General features: G+C 39.9%; 20 protein-coding genes. 13 read left to right on the forward strand and 7 right to left on the reverse strand.

Annotated elements, in window-relative coordinates:
* Positions 1–68 precede the first annotated feature (68 nt).
* From SLH46_RS10860 to SLH46_RS10880, 5 genes are all read left to right on the forward strand, one after another.
* On the forward strand, positions 69–992 hold the full coding sequence (locus SLH46_RS10860; RefSeq protein WP_320281210.1) for a YitT family protein: 924 nt from the start codon (positions 69–71) through the stop codon (positions 990–992).
* A 136-nt stretch (positions 993–1,128) separates the two neighbouring features.
* Positions 1,129–2,580 (forward strand): sodium/proline symporter, encoded by a 1,452-nt coding sequence (locus tag SLH46_RS10865; RefSeq protein ID WP_320281211.1) that lies wholly within the window; start codon positions 1,129–1,131, stop codon positions 2,578–2,580.
* Between the two features lie 116 nt (positions 2,581–2,696).
* Positions 2,697–3,494 (forward strand): SDR family NAD(P)-dependent oxidoreductase, encoded by a 798-nt coding sequence (locus tag SLH46_RS10870; protein WP_320281212.1) that lies wholly within the window; start codon positions 2,697–2,699, stop codon positions 3,492–3,494.
* A 20-nt stretch (positions 3,495–3,514) separates the two neighbouring features.
* Positions 3,515–4,588 carry a VOC family protein gene (locus tag SLH46_RS10875; RefSeq protein WP_320281213.1) on the forward strand — a complete coding sequence of 358 codons (1,074 nt, stop codon included), beginning with the start codon at positions 3,515–3,517 and terminating at the stop codon, positions 4,586–4,588.
* A gap of 94 nt (positions 4,589–4,682) precedes the next feature.
* Positions 4,683–5,888 (forward strand): L-serine ammonia-lyase, encoded by a 1,206-nt coding sequence (locus SLH46_RS10880; RefSeq protein WP_320281214.1) that lies wholly within the window; start codon positions 4,683–4,685, stop codon positions 5,886–5,888.
* 108 nt (positions 5,889–5,996) lie between these two features.
* Here the strand turns inward: SLH46_RS10880 and SLH46_RS10885 are convergent, their stop codons facing one another.
* Positions 5,997–6,725 (reverse strand): beta-L-arabinofuranosidase domain-containing protein, encoded by a 729-nt coding sequence (locus SLH46_RS10885; RefSeq protein WP_320281215.1) that lies wholly within the window; start codon positions 6,723–6,725, stop codon positions 5,997–5,999.
* A gap of 284 nt (positions 6,726–7,009) precedes the next feature.
* Between SLH46_RS10885 and SLH46_RS10890 the strand changes: the two genes are divergently transcribed.
* The 6 genes from SLH46_RS10890 to SLH46_RS10915 are packed head-to-tail and all read left to right on the forward strand — an operon-like array spanning position 7,010 to position 13,430.
* Positions 7,010–8,410, forward strand: coding sequence for an MATE family efflux transporter (locus SLH46_RS10890; RefSeq protein WP_320281216.1), 1,401 nt, complete (start codon positions 7,010–7,012; stop codon positions 8,408–8,410).
* Positions 8,411–8,426: 16 nt separating this feature from the next.
* Positions 8,427–9,491: a ribosome small subunit-dependent GTPase A gene (rsgA, locus tag SLH46_RS10895; protein ID WP_320281217.1), complete on the forward strand. Its 1,065-nt coding sequence runs from the start codon at positions 8,427–8,429 to the stop codon at positions 9,489–9,491.
* Between the two features lie 58 nt (positions 9,492–9,549).
* The gene (locus SLH46_RS10900) at positions 9,550–10,026 is read left to right on the forward strand and encodes a DUF4199 domain-containing protein (RefSeq protein WP_320281218.1); all 477 of its coding nucleotides are present in this window, start codon (positions 9,550–9,552) and stop codon (positions 10,024–10,026) included.
* A 4-nt stretch (positions 10,027–10,030) separates the two neighbouring features.
* Positions 10,031–10,627 (forward strand): YdeI/OmpD-associated family protein, encoded by a 597-nt coding sequence (locus SLH46_RS10905; protein ID WP_320281219.1) that lies wholly within the window; start codon positions 10,031–10,033, stop codon positions 10,625–10,627.
* A gap of 50 nt (positions 10,628–10,677) precedes the next feature.
* Positions 10,678–11,739 (forward strand): DUF2891 domain-containing protein, encoded by a 1,062-nt coding sequence (locus SLH46_RS10910; RefSeq protein WP_320281220.1) that lies wholly within the window; start codon positions 10,678–10,680, stop codon positions 11,737–11,739.
* Positions 11,740–11,771: 32 nt separating this feature from the next.
* Entirely contained in the window at positions 11,772–13,430 is a 1,659-nt protein-coding gene (locus SLH46_RS10915; RefSeq protein WP_320281221.1) for a M1 family metallopeptidase, read from the forward strand.
* A gap of 46 nt (positions 13,431–13,476) precedes the next feature.
* On the opposite strand, the gene rplT is transcribed toward SLH46_RS10915, so the two are convergent.
* The 4 genes from rplT to thrS form a co-directional block, all read right to left on the reverse strand.
* Positions 13,477–13,821 (reverse strand): 50S ribosomal protein L20, encoded by a 345-nt coding sequence (rplT, locus tag SLH46_RS10920; protein WP_045033027.1) that lies wholly within the window; start codon positions 13,819–13,821, stop codon positions 13,477–13,479.
* A gap of 125 nt (positions 13,822–13,946) precedes the next feature.
* The gene (gene rpmI, locus SLH46_RS10925) at positions 13,947–14,144 is read right to left on the reverse strand and encodes a 50S ribosomal protein L35 (RefSeq protein WP_038562273.1); all 198 of its coding nucleotides are present in this window, start codon (positions 14,142–14,144) and stop codon (positions 13,947–13,949) included.
* Between the two features lie 80 nt (positions 14,145–14,224).
* The gene (gene infC, locus SLH46_RS10930; protein ID WP_320281555.1) at positions 14,225–14,791 is read right to left on the reverse strand and encodes a translation initiation factor IF-3; all 567 of its coding nucleotides are present in this window, start codon (positions 14,789–14,791) and stop codon (positions 14,225–14,227) included.
* Positions 14,792–14,806: 15 nt separating this feature from the next.
* Positions 14,807–16,756 (reverse strand): threonine--tRNA ligase, encoded by a 1,950-nt coding sequence (gene thrS, locus SLH46_RS10935; protein WP_320281222.1) that lies wholly within the window; start codon positions 16,754–16,756, stop codon positions 14,807–14,809.
* 425 nt (positions 16,757–17,181) lie between these two features.
* Between thrS and SLH46_RS10940 the strand changes: the two genes are divergently transcribed.
* Positions 17,182–17,490 carry a chorismate mutase gene (locus tag SLH46_RS10940; RefSeq protein ID WP_320281223.1) on the forward strand — a complete coding sequence of 103 codons (309 nt, stop codon included), beginning with the start codon at positions 17,182–17,184 and terminating at the stop codon, positions 17,488–17,490.
* The gene (locus SLH46_RS10945) at positions 17,490–18,440 is read left to right on the forward strand and encodes an aldolase catalytic domain-containing protein (RefSeq protein WP_320281224.1); all 951 of its coding nucleotides are present in this window, start codon (positions 17,490–17,492) and stop codon (positions 18,438–18,440) included. The genes SLH46_RS10940 and SLH46_RS10945 overlap by 1 nt, the downstream gene beginning before the upstream one ends.
* Before the next feature lie 77 nt (positions 18,441–18,517).
* Here SLH46_RS10945 and SLH46_RS10950 read toward each other — a convergent pair whose 3' ends face one another.
* Positions 18,518–19,459 (reverse strand): PorP/SprF family type IX secretion system membrane protein, encoded by a 942-nt coding sequence (locus SLH46_RS10950; RefSeq protein ID WP_320281225.1) that lies wholly within the window; start codon positions 19,457–19,459, stop codon positions 18,518–18,520.
* A 5-nt stretch (positions 19,460–19,464) separates the two neighbouring features.
* A complete protein-coding gene (locus tag SLH46_RS10955; protein WP_320281226.1) occupies positions 19,465–21,591 on the reverse strand; it encodes a T9SS type B sorting domain-containing protein in 2,127 nt (708 codons plus the stop codon).
* Between the last annotated feature and the right edge of the window lie 30 nt (positions 21,592–21,621).

The following is a 21,621-nucleotide window of genomic DNA, read 5'->3' on the forward strand; positions in this document are numbered from 1 at the left end:
GCAAACTGACAATTGTCTGTTTTATAATCCGCTAAAATTGTGTTTTTTTAAGAAAAAATTTCACGATCATGGCATTTCTGACAAAAGACAAAATTTTCAGTAAAAAGTGGATTCAGGACAACCTGCTTTTAATCTCCGGCTCCTTTATTTTGGCAGCAGCTTTTGTATTTTTTGTTACTCCGCATAAAATCGTTCCCGGTGGAGTTTACGGAATTGCCATTGTTGTGCACTATTTAACCGAAGGCGTTTTCTCTTTCTGGCCCGAAGGAATTCCCGTGGGAACTTTTGCGCTGATGATTGATATTCCTTTGATTATTGCCGGAATTAAAATTCTGGGACCGCGTTTTGGAATAAAAACAATTACCGGCTCGGTGTTAACCGCAGTTTTTACCGACCTTTTAACGATGATGCGCCCCGACGCAAAACTACCGTTGGTTGACGATATTCTTCTATCGTGCCTGTTTGGCGGCGTTTTAATGGGATTTGGATTAGGACTTATTTTTAAATCGCGCGCAACTTCGGGCGGTTCAGATATTATTGCCATGATTATTGGCAAATACACACACGTACAAATTGGCCGATTAATGATTTATGTTGATTCAGTGATTGTATTTTTTGGCTTGCTTGCATTCCGCGACTGGGCCATCCCACTTTACTCGCTAATCGTAATTTATATTTGTGGCAAATTGATCGACACTGCTCTTGAAGGCGCCAGTTACAACAAAGCACTGATTATCATTTCAAAAAAACATGCGGAGATAAAAGAAAAATTGTTGGTCGATCTGGAACGTGGCGGAACTTATCTGAATGGTGAAGGTATGTTTACCGGTGAACAAAAAAGAATTATTTACGCGGTTGTCAGCCGACGCGAGGTGGCTATTTTACAGGAATTTATCAGTAAAATTGATCCTGATGCATTTATAACCGTAATGGATACAAAAGAAATTCTGGGTGAAGGATTTCAAAGCCTGCATCAGAAAGTTAATAATTAGGAATTTTAAGAAACAAACTACGCCAAACTCCCGATAAAATCAAACTAAAAGCACAAGTTCTATAAAGTTTGCGGGAAAATTGCTACAATCCTTTTTCTTATTATCTTTGGTCGCTTCACAAAAATTCAACTAAATAATGATTATAGTATTTGTTGCTTACCTGGTAATTTTAATTGGTATTGTTGCGTATTCGGCACGTCGTTCAAAAACAAATGACGACTTTGTTTTAGGCGGGAAAAAGATCTCCGGTTTTTCATTGGCATTGTCCGAAAGAGCCACCGGCGAATCAGCCTGGTTATTACTCGGATTAACCGGTCATGCTTATGCCGAAGGAATGGCATCACTGTGGGTAGCACTCGGTTGTGTAACCGGAATTTTGTTTTTGTGGATATTCCTGGCCGAACCCTTACAAAAACTTACCGAAAAGACCGGAGCATTAACTGTTCCGAGTTTGTTTTCTGCCAAATTTAAAGGTACACAGCGCAGTTTTGGAATACTCTCATCACTTATTATCATATTCTTTTTTGTACTGTACATCGCAGCTCAGTTTAGTGGAGCCGGTAAAATATTCAACGACACATTTAAAATCGATCCTTTCTGGGGAATGGTGATCGGCTCGGCGCTGGTTACTTTATATACCATGTTGGGAGGTTTTATTACAGTTGTTGCAACCGATGCTTTTCAGGCCGTTCTGATGGTGGTTACCTGTGTGGTTCTACCCATTATTGCACTCGGAATTGCGGCTACGAATAATATACACATTGCAGAAGCCATTTCACAGGCCAATTACCTTGTACCTCAAAATATTGACACCGTAAAACAAGCTACGGGAGGTCTTCTTATTTTAAATGGCTTAAGCTGGGCATTTGGCTATACGGGCCAACCACAATTGCTTACACGAATGATGGCTATGCGAAGTCAGAAAGAGACACAACAAAGCCGTATTCTTGCTATTATTTGGACGCTGTTGGCATACGTTGGAGCTTTTATGATCGGTATTATTGGTTACCAACTTGTACAAAACGGTATTTTGGGAGATGCAGCAGCTTCTGTAGCCAGCGATTCGGAAAAGATTATGCCAATTATGGTTATGACCTTATTAAATCCTATTTTGGCAGGAATCCTTTTATCTGGTGCAGTTTCTGCGATGATGTCGACAGCATCTTCTCAATTAATGGTGGTTTCATCATCGATGACTGAAGATTTTTATGTACACGTTGCCAAAAAGAAAATTGAAGAAAAACGAATGTTGTTTTTGAATAAAGTCCTCACCCTTGCTGTTGGATTGGTAGGTTTTGTTTTGGCCATTACCATGGAAGACACAGTTTACGGACTGGTATCTTATGCCTGGAGCGGTATTGGAGCCTCATTCGGACCTGCAATCGTATTGCTGATATTCTGGAAAAGATTGTCGAGAGCAGGTGTTTTTGCCAGTTTAATTACCGGAACATTGTCTGCAGTAATTTGGAAAACATGGTTGGTTGATGCTACCGGAATCTCAGAAAGACTGGCCAGTTACCTCTTGGCATTTGTAATGGCTGTTTTATTTAGTTTTATTCTTCCTGAAAAAGAAAAAAGTCAGAAGTAAAAAACGATTTAACATTCTTAACGATTTTTAATTTTGACGTTGTAAAAATAGACCGTATTCATTTTGTCCCGATAATTATTCTGTTATCTTCGTGGCACTCTGAAAGGAACTAGTAAATGGATTTTACCGCAAAAACATTATGGATTACAGGAGCATCATCAGGCATCGGTAAAGCTGTTGCTATCGAGCTCTCTTCTGCAAAAAACGTAAAACTCATCTTGTCGGGCAGAAATGAGCAGGCTTTAAAGGTAACTGAAGAGGTCTGCAAGCAAAATGACTGCGAAACACTGGTTCTTCCATTTGACCTGGGCGAAGAGGCGTCTGTCGAAAAAGCGGCATCTTATATTCGCAAGAACAAAATCAAAATAGACGCATTATATCAGTTCGGAGGAATCAGTCAGCGCTCATTTGTTGCCGAAACTCCACTGGAAGTAGATCGTAAAATTTTTGAGGTAAATTATTTTGGAACAATTGCCTTAACCAAACACATTTTACCTGCAATGATCGAAAACGGAGGTGGCCAAATTGCCGTTACATCAAGTATTGTTGGCAAATTCGGGTTTCCTTACCGCTCGTCGTATTCCGCTTCGAAACAAGCCTTACACGGTTTTTTCGAAAGTTTGCGTGCGGAGAATACCAAAAACAACATTGCCGTATCGATTATCATTCCCGGACGTATAAAAACAAACATTTCGGTGAATGCGATCGACAAAGAAGGCAAAACGCATGCGAAAATGGATGCCGGTCAAGACTCCGGAATGTCGGCTGAAAAATGCGCAAGGATTATCTGTAAAAAACTGAAAAAAGAAAAAAAAGAAATATTAGTAGGTGGCACTGAAGTAATAATGGTACATATTCGGAGGTTTTTACCTCGATTATACTACTACATGTCTTCGCGTGTTAATCCACTTTAATCACTAATTATTAAGCGAGTATGAAAGCACAAATTAACGGGATTCAGCAATTGGGAGTTGGAGTTGAGAATCTTCAGGAAACCTGGAAATGGTATCGTGAGCATTTCTCAATGGATATAAGGATGTTTGAAGACGAAGCAACTGCAGAACTTATGCTTGCTCATACAGCGGGTAAAAAACGTGATAAAAGAGCTGTTTTAGCATTAAATATGCAAGGTGGCGGAGGTTTTGAAATTTGGCAGCATACCGGTAAAAAACCAGAACCTATCAGCTTTGAAATTCAACTTGGCGACCTTGGTATCAATATCGGAAAACTAAAAACCGAAAATGTACAGGCTGTCTACGAAAAATTCAGTGCATCAAAACTTGACTTGCTCACCCCCGTTTCCAAAGATCCTGCAGGTAACGATCATTTCTTTATGAAAGACATTTACGGTAACATGTGGGAAATTAAAAACCAGGAAGGTGTTTTTCGTAAAAAGGAAAAATCGCTAAGTGGTGGAGTGCTCGGTACCGTTATTGGAGTGAAAGATCTGGACACCAGCCTGAAAGTGTACCAGGAAATTCTGCAATACGACGAAATTGTATACGACAAAACTGGTGTTTTTGAGGATTACAAAGGAATTCCGGGTGGAGATAAAAAATTCCGCAGGGTTCTGTTGCGTCACTCGGATGTGAAACAAGGTGCTTTTAGTCCGTTTTTCGGGCAATCGGTTATTGAACTGGTACAAGCTTTCGATTACGAGCCCAGAGACATTTACGAAGGCCGGATATGGGGAGATCCCGGATTTATTCACCTGTGTTTCGATATAAACGGAATGGATCAGTTCCGCGAAAAAGCAAAAGCTTTAGGTTACCCGTTTACAGTTGACAGTGCAAAAGCAACCGACTCATTTAATATGGGTGAAGCTGCCGGTAATTTTGCCTACATCCAGGCACCTGAAGGCACTTTGATCGAATTTGTTGAAACACATAAAATTCCGATTGTAAAAAAAATTGGATGGTACATCGATCTTCGGAAACGTGGTTACCATCCCCTACCCAACTGGATTATGAAGATGTTCAGGTTCATGCGCGTAAAAGACAAAAAGTAGCGTGCCCATTTATCCTGTTTTGTATCAAAAATCCCAGCAAAAGTCATAGGCTTATAGGAATTTCTGTTCTTCATTTGTATTAGGTTATATGAGAATGGAATCAATAAAGGAAATCTATAAAATTGGACACGGGCCATCGAGCAGTCACACGATGGGGCCGAAAAAAGCTGCCGAAAAGTTTCTGGCAGAAAATAAAACTGCAGTAAACTTTGAAGTAACCTTGTACGGTAGTTTGGCTGCTACTGGAAAGGGTCACCTAACGGATTTTGCTATCGAACAAAGTTTTGGCGACCGCCCATTACAAATCGTTTGGGAACCAAAAACCTTCCTTCCCCGACATCCTAATGGCATGACTTTTAAAGCTTTCAACAACCAGAATGAGCTTTTAAAAGAGTGGACCTGCTACAGTGTTGGAGGAGGTACAATCGTTGACGACTACACAAAATCAGAGACCGTTGAGGTATACGAGCATACTACCATGGCCGAAATTTTGAACTGGTGTAACCAGAATGGTAAAAGTTTTTCGGAATATGTTGCCGAGTTCGAAGAGCCGGATGTATGGGACTATCTGGAAGAAGTGTGGAAAGTAATGAGTGAGAGTATTAAACGCGGTTTAAAAGCCGAAGGTGTTTTACCCGGTGGATTAAAACTTCCGCGGAAAGCGCAAAGTTTTAATACCAAAGGACACAATTTTGCCACACCATTTAAAAGACGTTCTCAACTGTTTTCATACGCACTGGCAGTTATGGAAGAAAACGCTGCCGGCGGAAAAATAGTAGCTGCTCCAACCTGTGGAGCCAGTGGTGTTTTACCCGCGGTTCTAAAATATTTCACCAAAATTCATAAAAGCGATAAGAGAACCATTTTACGGGCGCTGGCAACTGCCGGTATTATTGGTAACCTTGTAAAAACAAACGCGTCAATATCGGGTGCAGAAGTTGGTTGCCAGGGCGAAGTTGGAACTGCCTGTGCAATGGCATCGGGAGCTGCTACACAAATGATGGGCGGAACCATTTACCAAATAGAATATTCTGCAGAAATGGGCTTGGAACATCACCTGGGATTAACCTGCGATCCGGTAGCCGGGTTGGTACAAATCCCTTGTATTGAGCGCAATGCATTTGCAGCTGAACGAGCTGTTTCCCATAATAACTACGCATTGCTTACTGACGGCCGTCACCGGATCAGTTTTGATGAAGTGGTGGAAACCATGTATAAAACCGGTATCGATTTACAAAGTAAATACCGCGAAACATCTGAAGGCGGACTGGCAATTTTTGATGCCTTGCCAAATTGCTAGTGTAAAGCCAGCCATAATATTGTAACGTCATGCTGAATTTATTTCAGCATCCTTTAGATTTCAAATAAAATTGGTAATGAAGCAGTTATAAACAATATGAAGCTGGATTTAGAGCGAATTACAGGGGTAGTTTTCTATAGGTAATTCAATTTCAACCACATCGCCTTCTTTCCATTTTTTAGCAATAAAACAATAACTACCGGGCTTTGTAAAATACTTTACGTTTTTAACAACAACGGTTGTGCCTTCTGCCCATTCCGGAATCCGGATTGAAAGCTCAATGTATTGCCTTTCTGTCATTCCAAAATGTAATCGAACACTACCCGACTCCGGATAAGTTGTTTCCTGACGGATTTTAACTTCTCCTCCCAAAGTGTGGTTGTAATTTATCTCAATCGGCTCAAACAGGTTGACATTGATATGATCTACTCTTTTTGTGAGTATAAATGGTTTAATATTATCCGCAAGAGAATCGATTTTAGAAACTTCTTCCAATTGTTTTGTATACTTTTCTTCACCGGTTAATTCAAGTAACAAACCATTTATTTCAATCCACAACGGTAGTGCCTGTGCATCATTCAAATCAACTTGTCGTGTGTTAATAAACTGGTTATAAGCTGCTTCAAAATTTTGTAATTCGAATGCTGAATCCTGACTATTGAATTGCATTACAAAAGTAAACAATTCATCAAATGGCCCTTTATCATTGAGATTCAGACTGTTTACATTTGGACTGTTAGCAATAATTCGTTCCGAAAGTTTTTCCGGAAATCGTTGTTTGTGTACACACGAAACAAAAAAGAGAAATGCTAAAATAGCTATCAGTTTAGGATTCATTTGTAGTTATTTTTTCAGCATATAAACGTTAATAAACAAGAAGTGTTCAATTGTTTATTGAACAATATTTATCAAAAAAATATTTGTTTTCTAAAAAAATTATTCCATAACTTTGTGACATTCAAATAAAAGAAAACTAAAAATGAATATCTCAATAAATATCGCCGTCACAGATTGCTGGCCGTTCTAGGTTGGCAGAAAGAGATTATTCAATTAGTTTATTCATTTATTTCCATATTTTTATAATGTTACGCAAAAAAGCAAATGTTTTGTCTTTACAAAAATTGAAGGACATCGACTTAAAAGAGCTGTGGATTGACGTTAAGGAAGCAATCGGAGGCACAGAACGCGACTTTACAAATGCCGGTTTGGGCAAAGCCATTTTTATTTTGGCGGTTCCAATGGTACTTGAAATGATCATGGAATCGGTATTTGCGGTCGTTGATATATTCTTTGTTTCAAAATTGGGAGCCGATGCAGTGGCCACTGTTGGAATTACCGAATCGGTGATGACCATTGTTTATGCCATTGGAATGGGACTCAGTGTTGCCACTACCGCTTTGGTTTCTCGCCGGATTGGAGAGAAAAACCAAAAACAGGCCGGGGTGGTTGCATTTCAGGCTATTCTGGTAGGTTTAATATTTTCTGTTTGTATTGCCATTCCCGGAATTTTATTTGCCGGCAAATTTTTAAAATTAATGGGTGCAACAGATGCCATGGCCGAAGAAGGTTACCTCTTCCCTGCCATTATGTTTGGCGGAAACATGGTTATTATGATGCTTTTTATCATCAATGCCGTGTTCCGTAGTTCGGGCGATGCTGCCATTTCCATGCGGGTAATGTGGTTGGCTAATATCATTAACATCATTCTCGATCCACTGTTGATATTCGGTTACGGACCTTTCCCTGAATTGGGCTTGGCCGGAGCTGCTGTTGCTACCACAATTGGCCGCGGTTTGGCTGTAATCTACCAGTTTTACCTCCTATTTAAAGGAAACCACCGCGTTCAGTTATACATGAGCAGTATTAAATTGCGTTTTAATGTGATGCTGAAACTTATCAAAATTTCGGGCGGAGGTATATTGCAAAACCTGATCGCCACATCGAGTTGGATACTGCTGGTACGTATTATTGCCGTCTCAGGACCAGATGCGTTGGCCGGTTATACGATTGCCATTCGCATCATAATTCTTGCCTTATTACCTGCCTGGGGACTTAGTAATGCAGCTTCTACCTTAGTTGGTCAGAATCTTGGAGCGAACCAGCCTGAACGTGCCGAACGTTCGGTGTGGATTACCGGCTACGTAAATATGATATTTATGGGACTAATGGGCATAATTCTGGCCCTTTTCCCAGAATTTTGGATAAACCTGTTTATTCGTGAAACAGAAGTAATTGAACATGGAACGCTGGCACTGCAGGTTATTAGTTTTGGATTTCTGTTTTATGCGCTTGGTATGGTATTAATGCAAGGATTTAACGGAAGCGGCGACACCATAACGCCATCGAAAATAAACTTCATGAGTTTCTGGCTATTTGAAATTCCACTCGCTTATTTTCTGGCTATCGTTCTTAAAATGGGCTTATTCGGAGCATGTATCTCCATTGTAATTGCTGAATCGTTTTTGGCAATCTCTGCCCTTTATATATTCCGAAAAGGAAAATGGAAACAACGAAAAGTTTAACCCAAAATAACTAACAATGAATACTACAAAATTACCTGAAAAAATTGCAGAATTTGCTGCAATCAACAACGTTCCCGATGCAGAAATAGCCAGAGTTATCGCTGTTCACAAAGAGCGCTATGTCGTTCAGAATGACAACGCTGTATTTAAAGCCGAGATTACCGGAAATATAAGATATACAGCTCAATCTAGCGCCGACTTTCCTACAGTTGGCGACTGGGTACGTTTTACTAAAATGGACGATGAGAACGCCATTATTTTAGAACTGTTCCCGCGTTTTTCGTTACTGGAACGACAGGCTGTGGGTAAACATGGAGAAATACAACTTATCGCTTCAAATGTTGATGTGGCTTTTATCGTACAATCGGTTGGCCATGATTTTAACCTGAACCGTCTCGAACGGTATCTAGCGGCGTGTAACGCCGGAAATATTAATGCAGTTATGGTGCTTTCCAAAACCGACCTGATTCCGGAAAGTGAATGCAAAGAACTTATCAGCGAAGTAAATAAGCGTATTAAAAATATCAAAACTATCGCGCTGAGTAACGAATCGGAACAAGGTTTAGATTTGCTGAGAAATGAGTTGAAATCGTACAAAACCTATTGTTTCCTGGGATCGTCAGGAGTTGGTAAATCAACCATCATAAATCATTTGCTGAATCGCGAAATCATGGAAACGCAATCAATAAGTGAAAGTACCAATAAAGGCCGGCACACCACCAGTCATCGCGAATTATTTGTGCTCGAGAATAAAAGTGTAGTAATTGACACTCCCGGAATGCGCGAGCTTGGTATTACCGACTCAAGCGAGGCACTGGAAGTTACTTTCGATGATATTTCGGAATTGGCACAAGACTGCAAGTTTAGCGACTGCACCCATAACAATGAAGCCGGTTGTGCTGTTATTGAGGCCGTTGAAAGTGGAGAGCTAAGCGAAGAAGCTTACGAAAACTACATGAAACTAAAACGCGAGCAGGAACATTTTAGCAGTACCGTTTATGAAAAACGGCAGCGCGACAAAGAGTTTGGAAAAATGATTAAATCCGTTTTAAAGGAAAAAAAGCAATCGAAACCAAGATAGCCGATGAACAATAAGGCCATTAATTTCATTTTTATATGTAAACTAATTCTACTTATCAATGAAAAAATTTGCAATTGAAATTAAATGGGCCATCTTATTTGTAGTTGTTCAGCTAATTTGGATGGTTGTAGAAAGAATAGCCGGTCTTCATGATGAGAACATTGAAAAACATGCAATCGTCACCAACTTCTTCGCCATTGTAGCTATTGCGGTTTACGTAGTTGCGCTGCTCGACAAACGGAAGAACGATTTTAATGGTAAAATGAACTGGATTCAGGGCTTTATCAGTGGATTGATAATTACTTTAGGAGTTACTATTCTCACGCCATTAACGCAGTATCTTACTGTTGAAGTTATCACACCTCATTATTTTCAAAATATGATTGTTTATACAGTTGAACATGGTTTGAAAACACCTGAAGAAGCAGCAGAATATTTCAATTTGAAAAGTTACATGGCAGAAAGTATAATTTTTGCCCCTTTGATGGGAATAGCAACTTCTGCTATTGTAGCTATTTTTACCAGAAAAAAGTAACGAGATGCAACGTGCAAATACTGTAGAGGAATATATCCTGAATGCCAAATCAAGGCAGGATATTCTGATGATACTCCACGATTTATTGATCTCTACGGAGCTCTCAGAAACAATAAAATGGGGAGCACCGTGTTACACTGTTAACGGGAAAAATGTTGTCGGGCTCGGTGTTTTTAAAGAACACGTGGCGATTTGGTTTTTTCAGGGTGCGCTGCTAAAAGATGAAGCAAAAGTGCTTATTAATGCGCAGAATGATAAAACCAAAGCCTTACGACAATGGCGATTTAAAAGTGCCGACGAGCTTGATGCCGAATTGATTGTAGCATATATAAATGAAGCGATTGCCAATGAAAAGCAAAATAAAAGGGTGAAAATTAACCGCGATAAAAAGCTGGTTATTCCGACGGAACTGGAAAATGCACTTAACGAGGACAATATTTTAAAGGTATCATTTCAGGAATTTACGCCGGGCAAACAACGCGAATTTGCAGATTATGTAGCGCATGCAAAACAAGCCAAAACCAGATTGTCTAGATTGGCGAAAATTATACCTCTAATTAAACAAAACATAGGATTGAACGATAAATACCGAAATTCTTAATGCTTATTGAGAATAGTTTTTAATTTCATACGATTAATATTTGATTCAACATGAAATTACAAATTACACTATTCTTTCTATTCATGACGTGCCTGCTTTCGGCACAAACATCAACGCTTAAATTTGGCGAAGACAAAGCTGATTATCTGTATCATTTTGCGTACGAGTGTATCGATCAGGAGTATCCGAATAAAACCGGCCATGTGTTGGGCGACGACAGTTATCTGGAACCGCCGCGCGTTATGCATCCTGCATTTTACGGGTGTTTCGACTGGCATTCGTCGGTACACGGACACTGGACTTTGGTAAAAATACTAACCGAATTTCCCGATTTTGAATACCGCGATGAGATTATCGCCAAACTAAAGAAAAATATTACCGAAGAAAATATTCTGCAAGAAGTCGCCTATTTCGATGACGAACATAACAGCACTTATGAACGTACGTACGGCTGGGCCTGGTTGCTAAAACTCGATGAAGCCATACGTGAGTGGAACGATCCGGTTGCGTTGGAATTGCAGGCAAACCTTTCGCCGCTGGTTGATTTGCTGGCTGATAAATTTGGTGAGTTTCTCGATAAACTCATCTACCCGATCCGAATTGGCGAACACAGCAACATTGCGTTTGGGATGTCGTTTGCTTACGACTGGGCCGAAAAATACGATGCTGATCTTGCAACAAAAATAGAGGAAAAAGCACTGGAATATTATCAAAATGATTGTGATTGTCCGTTAACCTGGGAACCGGGTGGTTTCGATTTTCTTTCGCCTTGTCTGCAAGAGGCTTCGATTATGCTAAAAGTGTTGCCGGAAAAAGAGTTCAAACAGTGGTTAAAAACCTTTCTTCCAAAATTTGAGAAACATCCTGAAAAGTACCTCGAAATTGCGGTGGTAACCGACCGAAGCGATGGTAAACTGGCGCATCTCGACGGCCTGAATTTCAGTCGCGCCTGGTGTTTGTTCGAAATGGGCCATGCTTTAAATAATCAAAAACTAATCGACTTGGGCGATGCACATTTTAACTACAGCTACGAAAAAATGGATTCGGGAGAATATGCCGGGGCACACTGGCTCGCCTCTTTTGCGGTATATGCACTAATAAAAAGTAACTAGAAGATCGATTAACGAATTAAGATTAGCGATTTATGATTATTAGAAAAGCTTTTAGCTCTATTGTACTTGCTCTTTGTGTATTAGTTTCTTTTGCTCAAAACCACCACTCGAGGTTTGAAAGCATTGATGTGCAGCATTATAAATTTGAGATTCATTTAAACGACACAACAAACCGCATAGAAGGTACAGCTGCCATTTCAATTAAATTTTTGCAAGCCGCTAACGATATTACGCTCGATTTGGTGAATAAATCCGGCGATAACGGAATGCTGGTTTATTCAATACAAAAAGATGGCAACGACCTTGACTTTAAGCAAGCAAACAATAAGCTTGAAATTCTTTTAAACGAACAAGTACAAGCGGGCAGCGTCGTCAAATTTTACGTTGCCTATTCCGGCATTCCTACCGATGGATTGATAATCTCAGAAAACAAATATGGCAAGCGTACCTTTTTTGGCGACAACTGGCCCGATCGTGCGCAATACTGGTTGCCATGTGTCGATCATCCGTCGGATAAAGCCACTCTGGAATTTCTGGTTTATGCACCGGAACATTACGAAGTGGTTTCAAACGGTTTACGAGTTGAGAAAAAACAATTACCGGACAATATGGAATTTACCCATTGGAAAGAAGATGTGCCAATTTCAACAAAACTAATGGTAATTGGAGTTGCTGATTTTGCCGTTGGCAATAAGTTTAAAGCTAATGATATTCCGATAAGCTCGTGGGTTTTTGAAGAAAACAAAGAACAAGGCTTTAAGAATTACAAATACGGAGCTGAAGCACTGAACTATTTCTCAGAATTAATTGGCCCCTATTCGTACGAAAAACTGGCACATGTACAATCAAAAACACGTTATGGCGGTATGGAAAACGCCACCTGTATTTTTTATAACGAGAATACGGGCACGAGTGATCGTAGTCAGGAAGGGCTGTTTGCGCACGAGGTAGCCCACCAATGGTTTGGCAACTCGGTAACTGAACAAAACTGGCACCACGTTTGGCTTAGCGAAGGATTTGCGACCTATCTTACGAATGTTTACATGCAGCATTTTTATGGCGATGAAGTGTTTAAAGAACGTTTAAAAGGCGACCGCGAGCGAGTTATTGCCTATTCAAAACGTAATCTGGCGCCCATAATTGACACAACAGTGACGGAATATATTCGTTTACTAAATCCCAATTCTTATCAAAAAGCGAATTGGTTTTTACACATGTTGCGTATAAAACTTGGCGATAAAACATTTTTTGAAGGGCTTCAGAAATATTATCACGAATATCAGAACTCAACAGCATTAACCAAAGACTTCCAACAAGTTATGGAAGCGGTATCAGGTGAAGACTTAAGTTACTTCTTTAATCAATGGTTGCGTCAGGCTGGACATCCAATATTCGATATTAGCAGTGAAACATTGGAGCAAAAAGAAGTAATAATTAAATTGAGGCAAATACAAAAAGGTTATTTCTATCGCTTACCGATAGATATAAAAATTATATATAATGATAAAACCTCAGAAACGAAAACACTTTATATGGACGGGATAAAGAAAGAGATAGAATGTTCATTTGATACAAAACCCGGCAATTTAAAAATTATTATAGATCCTGACGTGAAGCTTTTGTTTGAGGCAAACCGTGAAAAATTTATGTATTTCTTTGGACAAATAATTGACCCAATAAAAAAGTCCTGACGAAACCGTCAGGACTTTAATGTATTTCACCTAAATAATAAAGTCTTTATTTTACTTTTTCTACGATTGCTTTGAACGCCTCAGGTTGGTTCATTGCCAAATCGGCAAGTACTTTCCTGTTAATTTCAATGTCGTTCTTTTTCAACAATCCCATGAATTGTGAATACGACATTCCTTCCAATCGCGCTGCAGCGTTAATACGCTGAATCCACAATGCACGGAATGTTCTTTTTTTCGCTTTTCTATCGCGGTATGCAAACTGTTGACCTTTTTCCCAGGTATTTTTTGCAACCGTCCAAACGTTACTACGCGAACCGAAATAACCTCTAGTTTTTTTCAGTAATTTTTTTCTTCGGGCGCGTGATGCTACATGATTTACACTTCTTGGCATACTTTTTACTTTTTTGATAATCGGCGCTCTCCGTCAAACCAACGGAAATACTTTAAAGCACAATTATCTGGTTTTTAACTTTTTTTACCTTTCTCGTTAAAAGGATTTTTGATGTAATCCGAAGATTACTTCATGCACAACAAAAGTTTAACGTTGCTTTCGTTTGTCTTATCGATTGTTGTCCAATAAGTCAAATTACGCTTACGTTTTGTACTTTTTTTAGTCAAAATGTGACTTTTGTAGGCGTGCTTCCTTTTAATTTTACCACTTCCGGTTAATCTAAAACGTTTTTTAGCTCCGGAGTTCGTTTTCATTTTTGGCATAATTCCTACTAATTAAAATGTTATCAAAGAACTTTATTATATATGGTTTAACACCACAAAACAAGTTTCGTTACCGAATCTTATTTCTTTTTAGGTGAAATAAACATCGTCATTCGTTTTCCTTCAAGTTTTGGCATTTGCTCAACGGTTCCCCATTCTTCCAATTCTGTTGCCAATCTCAGCAATAGAATTTCGCCCTGATCTTTAAATAAGATCGAACGTCCTTTAAAGAATACAAACGCTTTCACTTTTGCTCCGTCCTGAAGGAATTTTTCAGCATGTTTCAGTTTAAACTGAAAATCATGCTCATCAGTTTGCGGACCAAACCGTATTTCTTTTACCACAACCTTTGTGGTTTTTGCTTTCATCTCTTTCTGTTTCTTTTTCTGCTGATAAAGAAACTTCGAGTAATCAATAATTTTACAAACCGGTGGATCGGCTTTTGGCGAAATTTCTACCAAATCCAATTCCATTTCGTCTGCAATTTTTAATGCATCACGTAATGGATAAACTCCAGGGTTTTCAATATTGTCGCCCACTAAACGTATTTGTGGCACCCTGATCTTGTGATTTATCCGGTGTTGCGGTTCCTGCTCTTTACGGGGCTGGAATTTTCTCCTCGGACCTCTTCTTTTAATAGCTATAATGCGTTCCTCCTTAAGTTAGTTATACAATCCTGATAATTGATCTCTTACTTCTTTACTAATAAAATCAGCGAATTCATTCATTGTCATTGTTCCTTTGTCGCCTTCGCCTTGTCGGCGTACAGCAACTGAGTCAGATTCTGCTTCTTTCTCTCCAACAATTAACAGATAAGGAATCCGTTTTAATTCGTTGTCTCGTATCTTCCTACCAATCTTTTCGTTACGATCGTCAACGACGGTGCGAATATCGGAAATATTTAGAAATTCTGAAACTTTTTTAGCATAATCGTTATACTTTTCACTGATAGGTAATACTACAACCTGCTCAGGAGTAAGCCATAACGGAAACTTACCTGCGGTGTGCTCAATTAACACAGCCACAAAACGTTCCATCGATCCGAACGGTGCACGGTGAATCATTACCGGGCGGTGACGGTTGTCGTCGGAGCCGATATATTCCAGCTCGAAACGTTCCGGAAGGTTGTAATCCACCTGAACAGTTCCAAGCTGCCAGCTACGTCCCAGTGCATCCTTGATCATAAAATCAAGTTTAGGACCATAGAAAGCGGCTTCGCCAAGTTCGGTTACCGTATTCAAACCTTTTTCTTCACAAGCTTCAATAATAGCTTGCTCTGCTTTGTCCCAGTTTTCAGGCGATCCGATATACTTTTCAGGTTTATTCGGGTCGCGTAACGAAATCTGTGCGGTATAGTTTTCAAAACTCAAAGCTTTGAATATGATAAAGATAATATCGATTACCTTCTTGAATTCTTCTTTTACCTGGTCGGGACGGCAAAATAAGTGAGCATCATCCTGAGTAAACCCACGAACACGAGTCAACCCGTGCAACTCACCACTCATTTCGTAGCGGTAAACCGTTCCGAATTCTGCCATTCTAACCGGCAGATCTTTGTACGAACGTGGCCACGCTTTATAAATCTCACAGTGGTGCGGACAGTTCATTGGTTTCAACAGGTACTCCTCTCCCTCTGCAGGAGTGGTGATCGGCTGAAACGAGTCCTTTCCATATTTTTGATAGTGACCTGAAGTTTTGTACAACTTCACATCGCCAATATGCGGTGTAATTACCTGCTCGTAACCGTATTTCTTTTGTACTTTTTTCAGGAAGTTCTCAAGCTGCTCGCGCAACTGTGCTCCTTTTGGCAACCACAACGGTAAACCTTGTCCTACCGACTCGGAGAAAGTAAACAATTGCATTTCCTTACCGATTTTTCGGTGGTCGCGTTTTTTTGCTTCCTCGAGTAATACGAGGTATTCTTCCAGCATTTTTGCTTTTGGGAAAGTAACACCGTAAACACGGGTAAGCATCTTATTTTTTTCGTCGCCACGCCAGTAAGCACCTGCAATAGCCATTAATTTAATGGCTTTAATATAGCTGGTGTTTGGTAAGTGTGGCCCGCGGCATAAATCAGTAAAATTCCCCTGGTTGTACAAGGTAATGGTTCCGTCTTCCAGTTCGCTAATCAACTCCTGCTTTAGTTCATCGTTTTTATCGGTGAACATAGTCAAAGCATCTTCTTTCGAAATGTCAGAGCGAACGATATCATTTTTCTGACGTGCCAGTTCAAGCATTTTCTGCTCGATTTTTTGCAGGTCTTTTTCCGAAAGAACAGTTCCTTCAGGAAGATCGATATCGTAGTAAAATCCTGTATCAACAGTTGGACCGATACCAAATTTGGTACCCGGGTAAAAAGTTTCAATTGCCTCAGCCATTAAGTGAGCTGATGAATGCCAGAAAGTCTCTTTTCCTTCTCTGTCGTCCCACGTGTGCAGTTTAATGTTGGCATCGTGGTCTATTTTCCGCGATAAATCCCAAACTTCGCCATCAACCGAAATCGACAGCACATCCTTTGCCAGACGGTTCGAGATCGATTTTGCAATCTCCAAACCGCTAACAGGCTCTGCAAACTCGCGCACACTGTTATCAGGAAGTGTAATTTTTATCATTTTACTGTTACTATTTTTTACTTCAATATTGCTATTGAAATCTATCTGTTATTCTTAATGTTGTAATTCAAATGCGTTCAGAAGTTTTGGTTAAGCAACCTTCTTATTCAAACCTAAATTACTTTTGCGCGGCAAAGATAATCAATCCAACGATACTAGAAAGAATCGAACACCCGCATATTACTGAATTGTAACGTTTTTTCAACACTGCAGTGTTAAATGAATTTAAAAAGGCAAAAAGCTACAAAAAATCACTTCAGAAACAATTATTCTGAAAAATATTAATCTGAAACTAATTAATTCATATTCTCTTTAAATTAATATCTAAATGCCCAATTTAATTATGGATTAATATGATTATCTCCATTTTATTAATTTCTTTGTGGCAGACAGCAAATTTTCAAAAGATTGTAATTTATAAAGTTATGGGATTTAAAGATCCGGAAAAATGTGGTTCTCTGGAGGAAGTACGACAAGAGATTGACAAAATAGATGAACATATAATATTGCTATTTGCCGAACGGCACAAATACGTTGAAGCGATTGTACGTTTTAAAAACGATAAGGACGCGATTATTGCGCAGGAACGTAAAGACGCAGTTATTCAGCAACGTAGAAACCTGGCAGAATCAAAAGGTTTGAATGCCGACGTTTTTGAGCAGATATACACACTTTTGGTGGAGAGCAACATTAATCACGAAATGGAATTGTTAAAAGAAAAAAATAGCAAGTAATGTACAAAGCGGATATAAAAGTAATGGATTGTACAGTGCGCGACGGCGGGCTGATGAACAAGTGGCAGTTTAGTGATGAATTTGTACGCGGCGTTTACAAAGGTTGTGTTGAAGCCGGCGTTGATTACATGGAAATTGGCTACAAAAGCAGCGAATCGGCTTTTTCGAGAGACGAAGTTGGACCGTGGAAATTTTGCGACGATAAAGATCTACGCCGTATTGTTGGCGATAATGATACCAACTTAAAACTTTCGGCAATGGCCGATATTGGCCGTATTGCTCCGGAAGATATTCCGCCCGCCAGCGAAAGTCTGATTGATATGATGCGCGTTGCTTGTTATTGCCACCAGGTAGATAAAGCCATTTGGCTGGCCGAACATTGTATGGACAAAGGTTACGAGGTTACCATTAACCTGATGGCCGTATCGAAAGTAAATGAGTCGGATCTAGACGAAGCGCTGGCAGACCTTGCCAAATCGCGTGTTCCGATTATTTATGTGGTCGACAGTTTTGGCAGTTTGTATTGCGAAAGTATTCAGAATCTGGTAAAAAAATATGCCGATGCTCTGCCTGGCAAAGAATTGGGAATACACGCGCATAACAACATGCAACTGGCTATGTCGAACACCGTAACATCGCTGATTAACGGCGTTACAATGCTTGATGCAACTTTACTTGGAATGGGACGCGGTGCAGGAAACTGCCCCATCGAAATTCTTATCGCATTTCTAAAAAACCCAAAATACAGGTTACTTCCTTTGCTTGAAGCCATTCAAACGCATGTAAAACCATGGCAGCAAAAAATTGACTGGGGATACCATGTTCCGTATTTGATTACAGGTGCCATGAACGAACATCCGCGAAGTGCAATGCAATGGATGGACTCGGATAAAAAAGACGATTTTGTTTCGTTTATGAAAGAAATGCACGACTACGAACTTTTAGAATAAAATAAATATTTGGATTAAATGAAAAAGGGTGCATCCGTAACTGACAGCTACAAGGATCGCATCCTTTTTTTATGCATTTAATCGTACCACGGATAGCCGTTGTCCCGAATAATTCTTAATGGAATGCGATATTCAAAAACTATTTCGTGCGAACCATTACCAATTTTATTCGCTCCAAAGTTAAAATCATAAGTATACCCAACTCGCATATTTCGGGTAATGTTAATCCCGGTTAGCAGTGTTAACTGCTTTTCAGAATAAGCCGTTACACCAATATCAAATAACTCTGTAGGCCCTTTTATCAATCCGGTTGGTTTTTTAATTCGAAGTATGGCTGTTGCCTGAACAAGCGTCAGATTTCTTCTGTTCGCCACCTGAACGCCGGCAGTTAAATTGTATAATTCCAACTCCGAATTTCGATAAATAAAATAGGCATACCGGTGATTGGTTATTAAAAATTCGTCATCCTCTTTCCACAATGCGAATAAATGAGTGGTTGACAAACCATAAAGAAAATGTTTACTCTGAAGTTCGAAACCGACGCTGGCATCAGGAGAGAAGAATTTTTCAGTTGTATAATCCAGAACCGGATCTGTTATTACTTCGGCTTCGTAGGCAGTTGCATTAATTTCCCTGCTGTAAATTCCTGCGGACAATCCCATCGCCAGATTCAGATCCTCTCGGAACATGACACGATAAGCGTACTGAAATGTAGGATTTAATGCGCTTGTTAATCCAACTTCATCCTTCGTTAAAGCAATTCCAAAAGCTGAATTATATTCATCAACATAGCCCGAGGCATTTAAATTATACACTGTTGGAGCGCCATCAATTCCTACCCACTGCCTCCTGTAATTTGAGAAAATGTAAAGATATCCGGGGCGTGCAATCGATGCAGGATTATAATTTCCGCGGTTATACCAGTGTGAAGATTCTCCGATATCAGTCTGGGCAAAAAGCTTTTGACTGCCCATCCATAAAAAGGCTACTAAACAAATTAATTGTGCATTTCGTATCATCTCGTTTATCTAACCAGCGTTATAAATCCTTGTTTTTTCTTTGTTTCTCCTTCGGCATCCAAATAGTCTACCTTGTAGAAATAGGTATCCGGGTCCACTAGTTTGCCGTTGTAATAACCGTCCCAACCTTCGTTACCGGTAAAAAGGATAATTCCGTGCCTGTCGAACACCGTTACATCAAATCCAGCTAAAAACGCATCGTTAACGCCATCGTTATTCGGGGTAAAAACATTGGGAACAAATAATTCTTCCGTTACATAGGCAGTTTGCGTGCTGGTACACCCGTATTCGTTTACACCTGTAACATTTACTGTATAGGTCAACATATCGGAAGTAACCGAATAAGTGTGCGGAAACGACGAGGTAGAATATTCGGTTCCATCCCCCATATCCCAGTAAAATTCTATAGCATCGTCTGAGGTAACAAGGCAATCAACCGTATTGTGCCGTTTATTTATTGTAGTTGGTGTTACCGTGACATCCAACTCAGGACGCGAAATTTTAGTTAAGGTTATTGCTCCTTTCTGCGAACATCCAAATTCGGAATAGCCGGTAACGGAATAAGTCCCTTCTTTTGCGACTATAATTGCGTCTGAGGTTTCCTGAGTATTCCAAAGGTATTCATAAGCACCTGTTGCTGTTAACTCTACTGAATCGCCGACACAGAGAATGGTATCACCGATAATATCCAAGCTCCATTCTTCATCTTCAGAGATCGTAAAATAATTGGTATCCGACACACATCCTTCCGACGAGTAGCCTAACATCCAGTAGGTGCCGCCTGGTGCCCCAACGGTAATTGATTCGGCGGTACTTCCGGTGCTCCATTCATAGTTGTCGGCACCATAAGCAGTTAGTGTGGTGGTCTGGCCTTTACAGTAAACTGTATCGCCAGAAAATCCAACTAACGGCGGCGAAAAGGATTCAACCTGTTGGTAAACGGTATCGGTACACCCCGATGGAGGATTATAAACAATCAAGCCAACCTCGTGCCACCCCGAGGTTTTAAACTTGTAGGTAAAACTTTCTTTTGTTAATGTAGTATCACCCAAATCCCATAAGTAACTCAAGGTTCCTTTATTGTCGTTTGTCGATTGATTTATAAATTCCACCTCATTTGTTTTACAATCCTTCATTTTCCATTCAAAAGCGGCAATGGGATTATACTGTACAATCTCGGCCGAAAGACTAATCTCACAACCGGTCTCCGATTGCATTTCGCACAAATAAGTATCTCCTTCGTTTGGTGAAGTAACCACCAGGTTTTTTGTGGTATCGACAAAAATCAGATCTTCGCCGCCCACAAAACTCCAACTGTAACTTTCAAAACCATCAGGGCCTTCTAAAATCGCCTCGTTGTCGCCCTGGCAATAATCAACAGTTATATACAAGGGCATACAATCAACTACAAAATAGGCGTAACCATAGTGATACTGGCCAGTGCAATCTGCAGCTAAAAATTCAATTGTAATTTCCTGTCCGATATAAGTAGTTAAATCGGCACCTACCGTAGTCCAGTCGCGCCACTTTACTGTAGCATTATTATTTGCCCCCGTACCACCTGATGAGTAGGTTTGAAATCCTTCGATATTTGATTCAGAATAAACCTCATAATTCACACAAGAAGAAATTGAATCTCCATTCTCATCCAGCAGATTGAGCTGAAATCGCGGTTCCATTTCTGTTACATTATCATGGCTGGTTGAATATTGTAGCACACAAGCATATTTCAACAATAAAAATGCATTCGAAGAATCGACCTTCATGGTATACTGCAGACTTTGATGCCAACACCGCGGCATACCGTCGGTACTTTGATTTATTTCGTCGCCAAGCCGGGCAGAATATTTATATCCGTCGGGAACCATCTTTAGTTTTCCTCCGGTATTCGAATCATAAGCCGAACGGTCGGAAATGATAACATGCCTTCGTGAAGTAGGCAAAGAAACGATGGAAGGAGGCGTATTAATGCTCGGAGTTTTATCGCTATACCGCCACTGATAACCTACCCAACCATCAAAATTTCCATTTTCGAAACCCAGATTTTGTATGTTTTGTGAGTAGCTTATTCCCGATATAATTACCTGAAGAACAACAAGTCCGACAACCAGAAACCGTTTACATATTTGCATAATCTTCTACCTTACAAACAGTTAGTTTAT

The organism is Draconibacterium sp. IB214405, assembly GCF_033963885.1.
GTDB lineage: Bacteria > Bacteroidota > Bacteroidia > Bacteroidales > Prolixibacteraceae > Draconibacterium.

Excerpts from the sequence above, each read along its gene's own strand:
- SLH46_RS10860 (WP_320281210.1), top strand. The coding sequence starts at position 69 with ATGGCATTTCTGACAAAAGACAAAATTTTCAGTAAAAAGTGGATTCAG.
- SLH46_RS10865 (WP_320281211.1), top strand. The coding sequence starts at position 1,129 with ATGATTATAGTATTTGTTGCTTACCTGGTAATTTTAATTGGTATTGTT.
- SLH46_RS10870 (WP_320281212.1), top strand. The coding sequence starts at position 2,697 with ATGGATTTTACCGCAAAAACATTATGGATTACAGGAGCATCATCAGGC.
- SLH46_RS10875 (WP_320281213.1), top strand. The coding sequence starts at position 3,515 with ATGAAAGCACAAATTAACGGGATTCAGCAATTGGGAGTTGGAGTTGAG.
- SLH46_RS10880 (WP_320281214.1), top strand. The coding sequence starts at position 4,683 with ATGGAATCAATAAAGGAAATCTATAAAATTGGACACGGGCCATCGAGC.
- SLH46_RS10885 (WP_320281215.1), bottom strand. The coding sequence starts at position 6,725 with ATGAATCCTAAACTGATAGCTATTTTAGCATTTCTCTTTTTTGTTTCG.
- rsgA (WP_320281217.1), top strand. The coding sequence starts at position 8,427 with ATGAATACTACAAAATTACCTGAAAAAATTGCAGAATTTGCTGCAATC.
- SLH46_RS10900 (WP_320281218.1), top strand. The coding sequence starts at position 9,550 with ATGAAAAAATTTGCAATTGAAATTAAATGGGCCATCTTATTTGTAGTT.
- SLH46_RS10905 (WP_320281219.1), top strand. The coding sequence starts at position 10,031 with ATGCAACGTGCAAATACTGTAGAGGAATATATCCTGAATGCCAAATCA.
- SLH46_RS10910 (WP_320281220.1), top strand. The coding sequence starts at position 10,678 with ATGAAATTACAAATTACACTATTCTTTCTATTCATGACGTGCCTGCTT.
- SLH46_RS10915 (WP_320281221.1), top strand. The coding sequence starts at position 11,772 with ATGATTATTAGAAAAGCTTTTAGCTCTATTGTACTTGCTCTTTGTGTA.
- rplT (WP_045033027.1), bottom strand. The coding sequence starts at position 13,821 with ATGCCAAGAAGTGTAAATCATGTAGCATCACGCGCCCGAAGAAAAAAA.
- rpmI (WP_038562273.1), bottom strand. The coding sequence starts at position 14,144 with ATGCCAAAAATGAAAACGAACTCCGGAGCTAAAAAACGTTTTAGATTA.
- thrS (WP_320281222.1), bottom strand. The coding sequence starts at position 16,756 with ATGATAAAAATTACACTTCCTGATAACAGTGTGCGCGAGTTTGCAGAG.
- SLH46_RS10940 (WP_320281223.1), top strand. The coding sequence starts at position 17,182 with ATGGGATTTAAAGATCCGGAAAAATGTGGTTCTCTGGAGGAAGTACGA.
- SLH46_RS10945 (WP_320281224.1), top strand. The coding sequence starts at position 17,490 with ATGTACAAAGCGGATATAAAAGTAATGGATTGTACAGTGCGCGACGGC.
- SLH46_RS10950 (WP_320281225.1), bottom strand. The coding sequence starts at position 19,459 with ATGATACGAAATGCACAATTAATTTGTTTAGTAGCCTTTTTATGGATG.
- SLH46_RS10955 (WP_320281226.1), bottom strand. The coding sequence starts at position 21,591 with ATGCAAATATGTAAACGGTTTCTGGTTGTCGGACTTGTTGTTCTTCAG.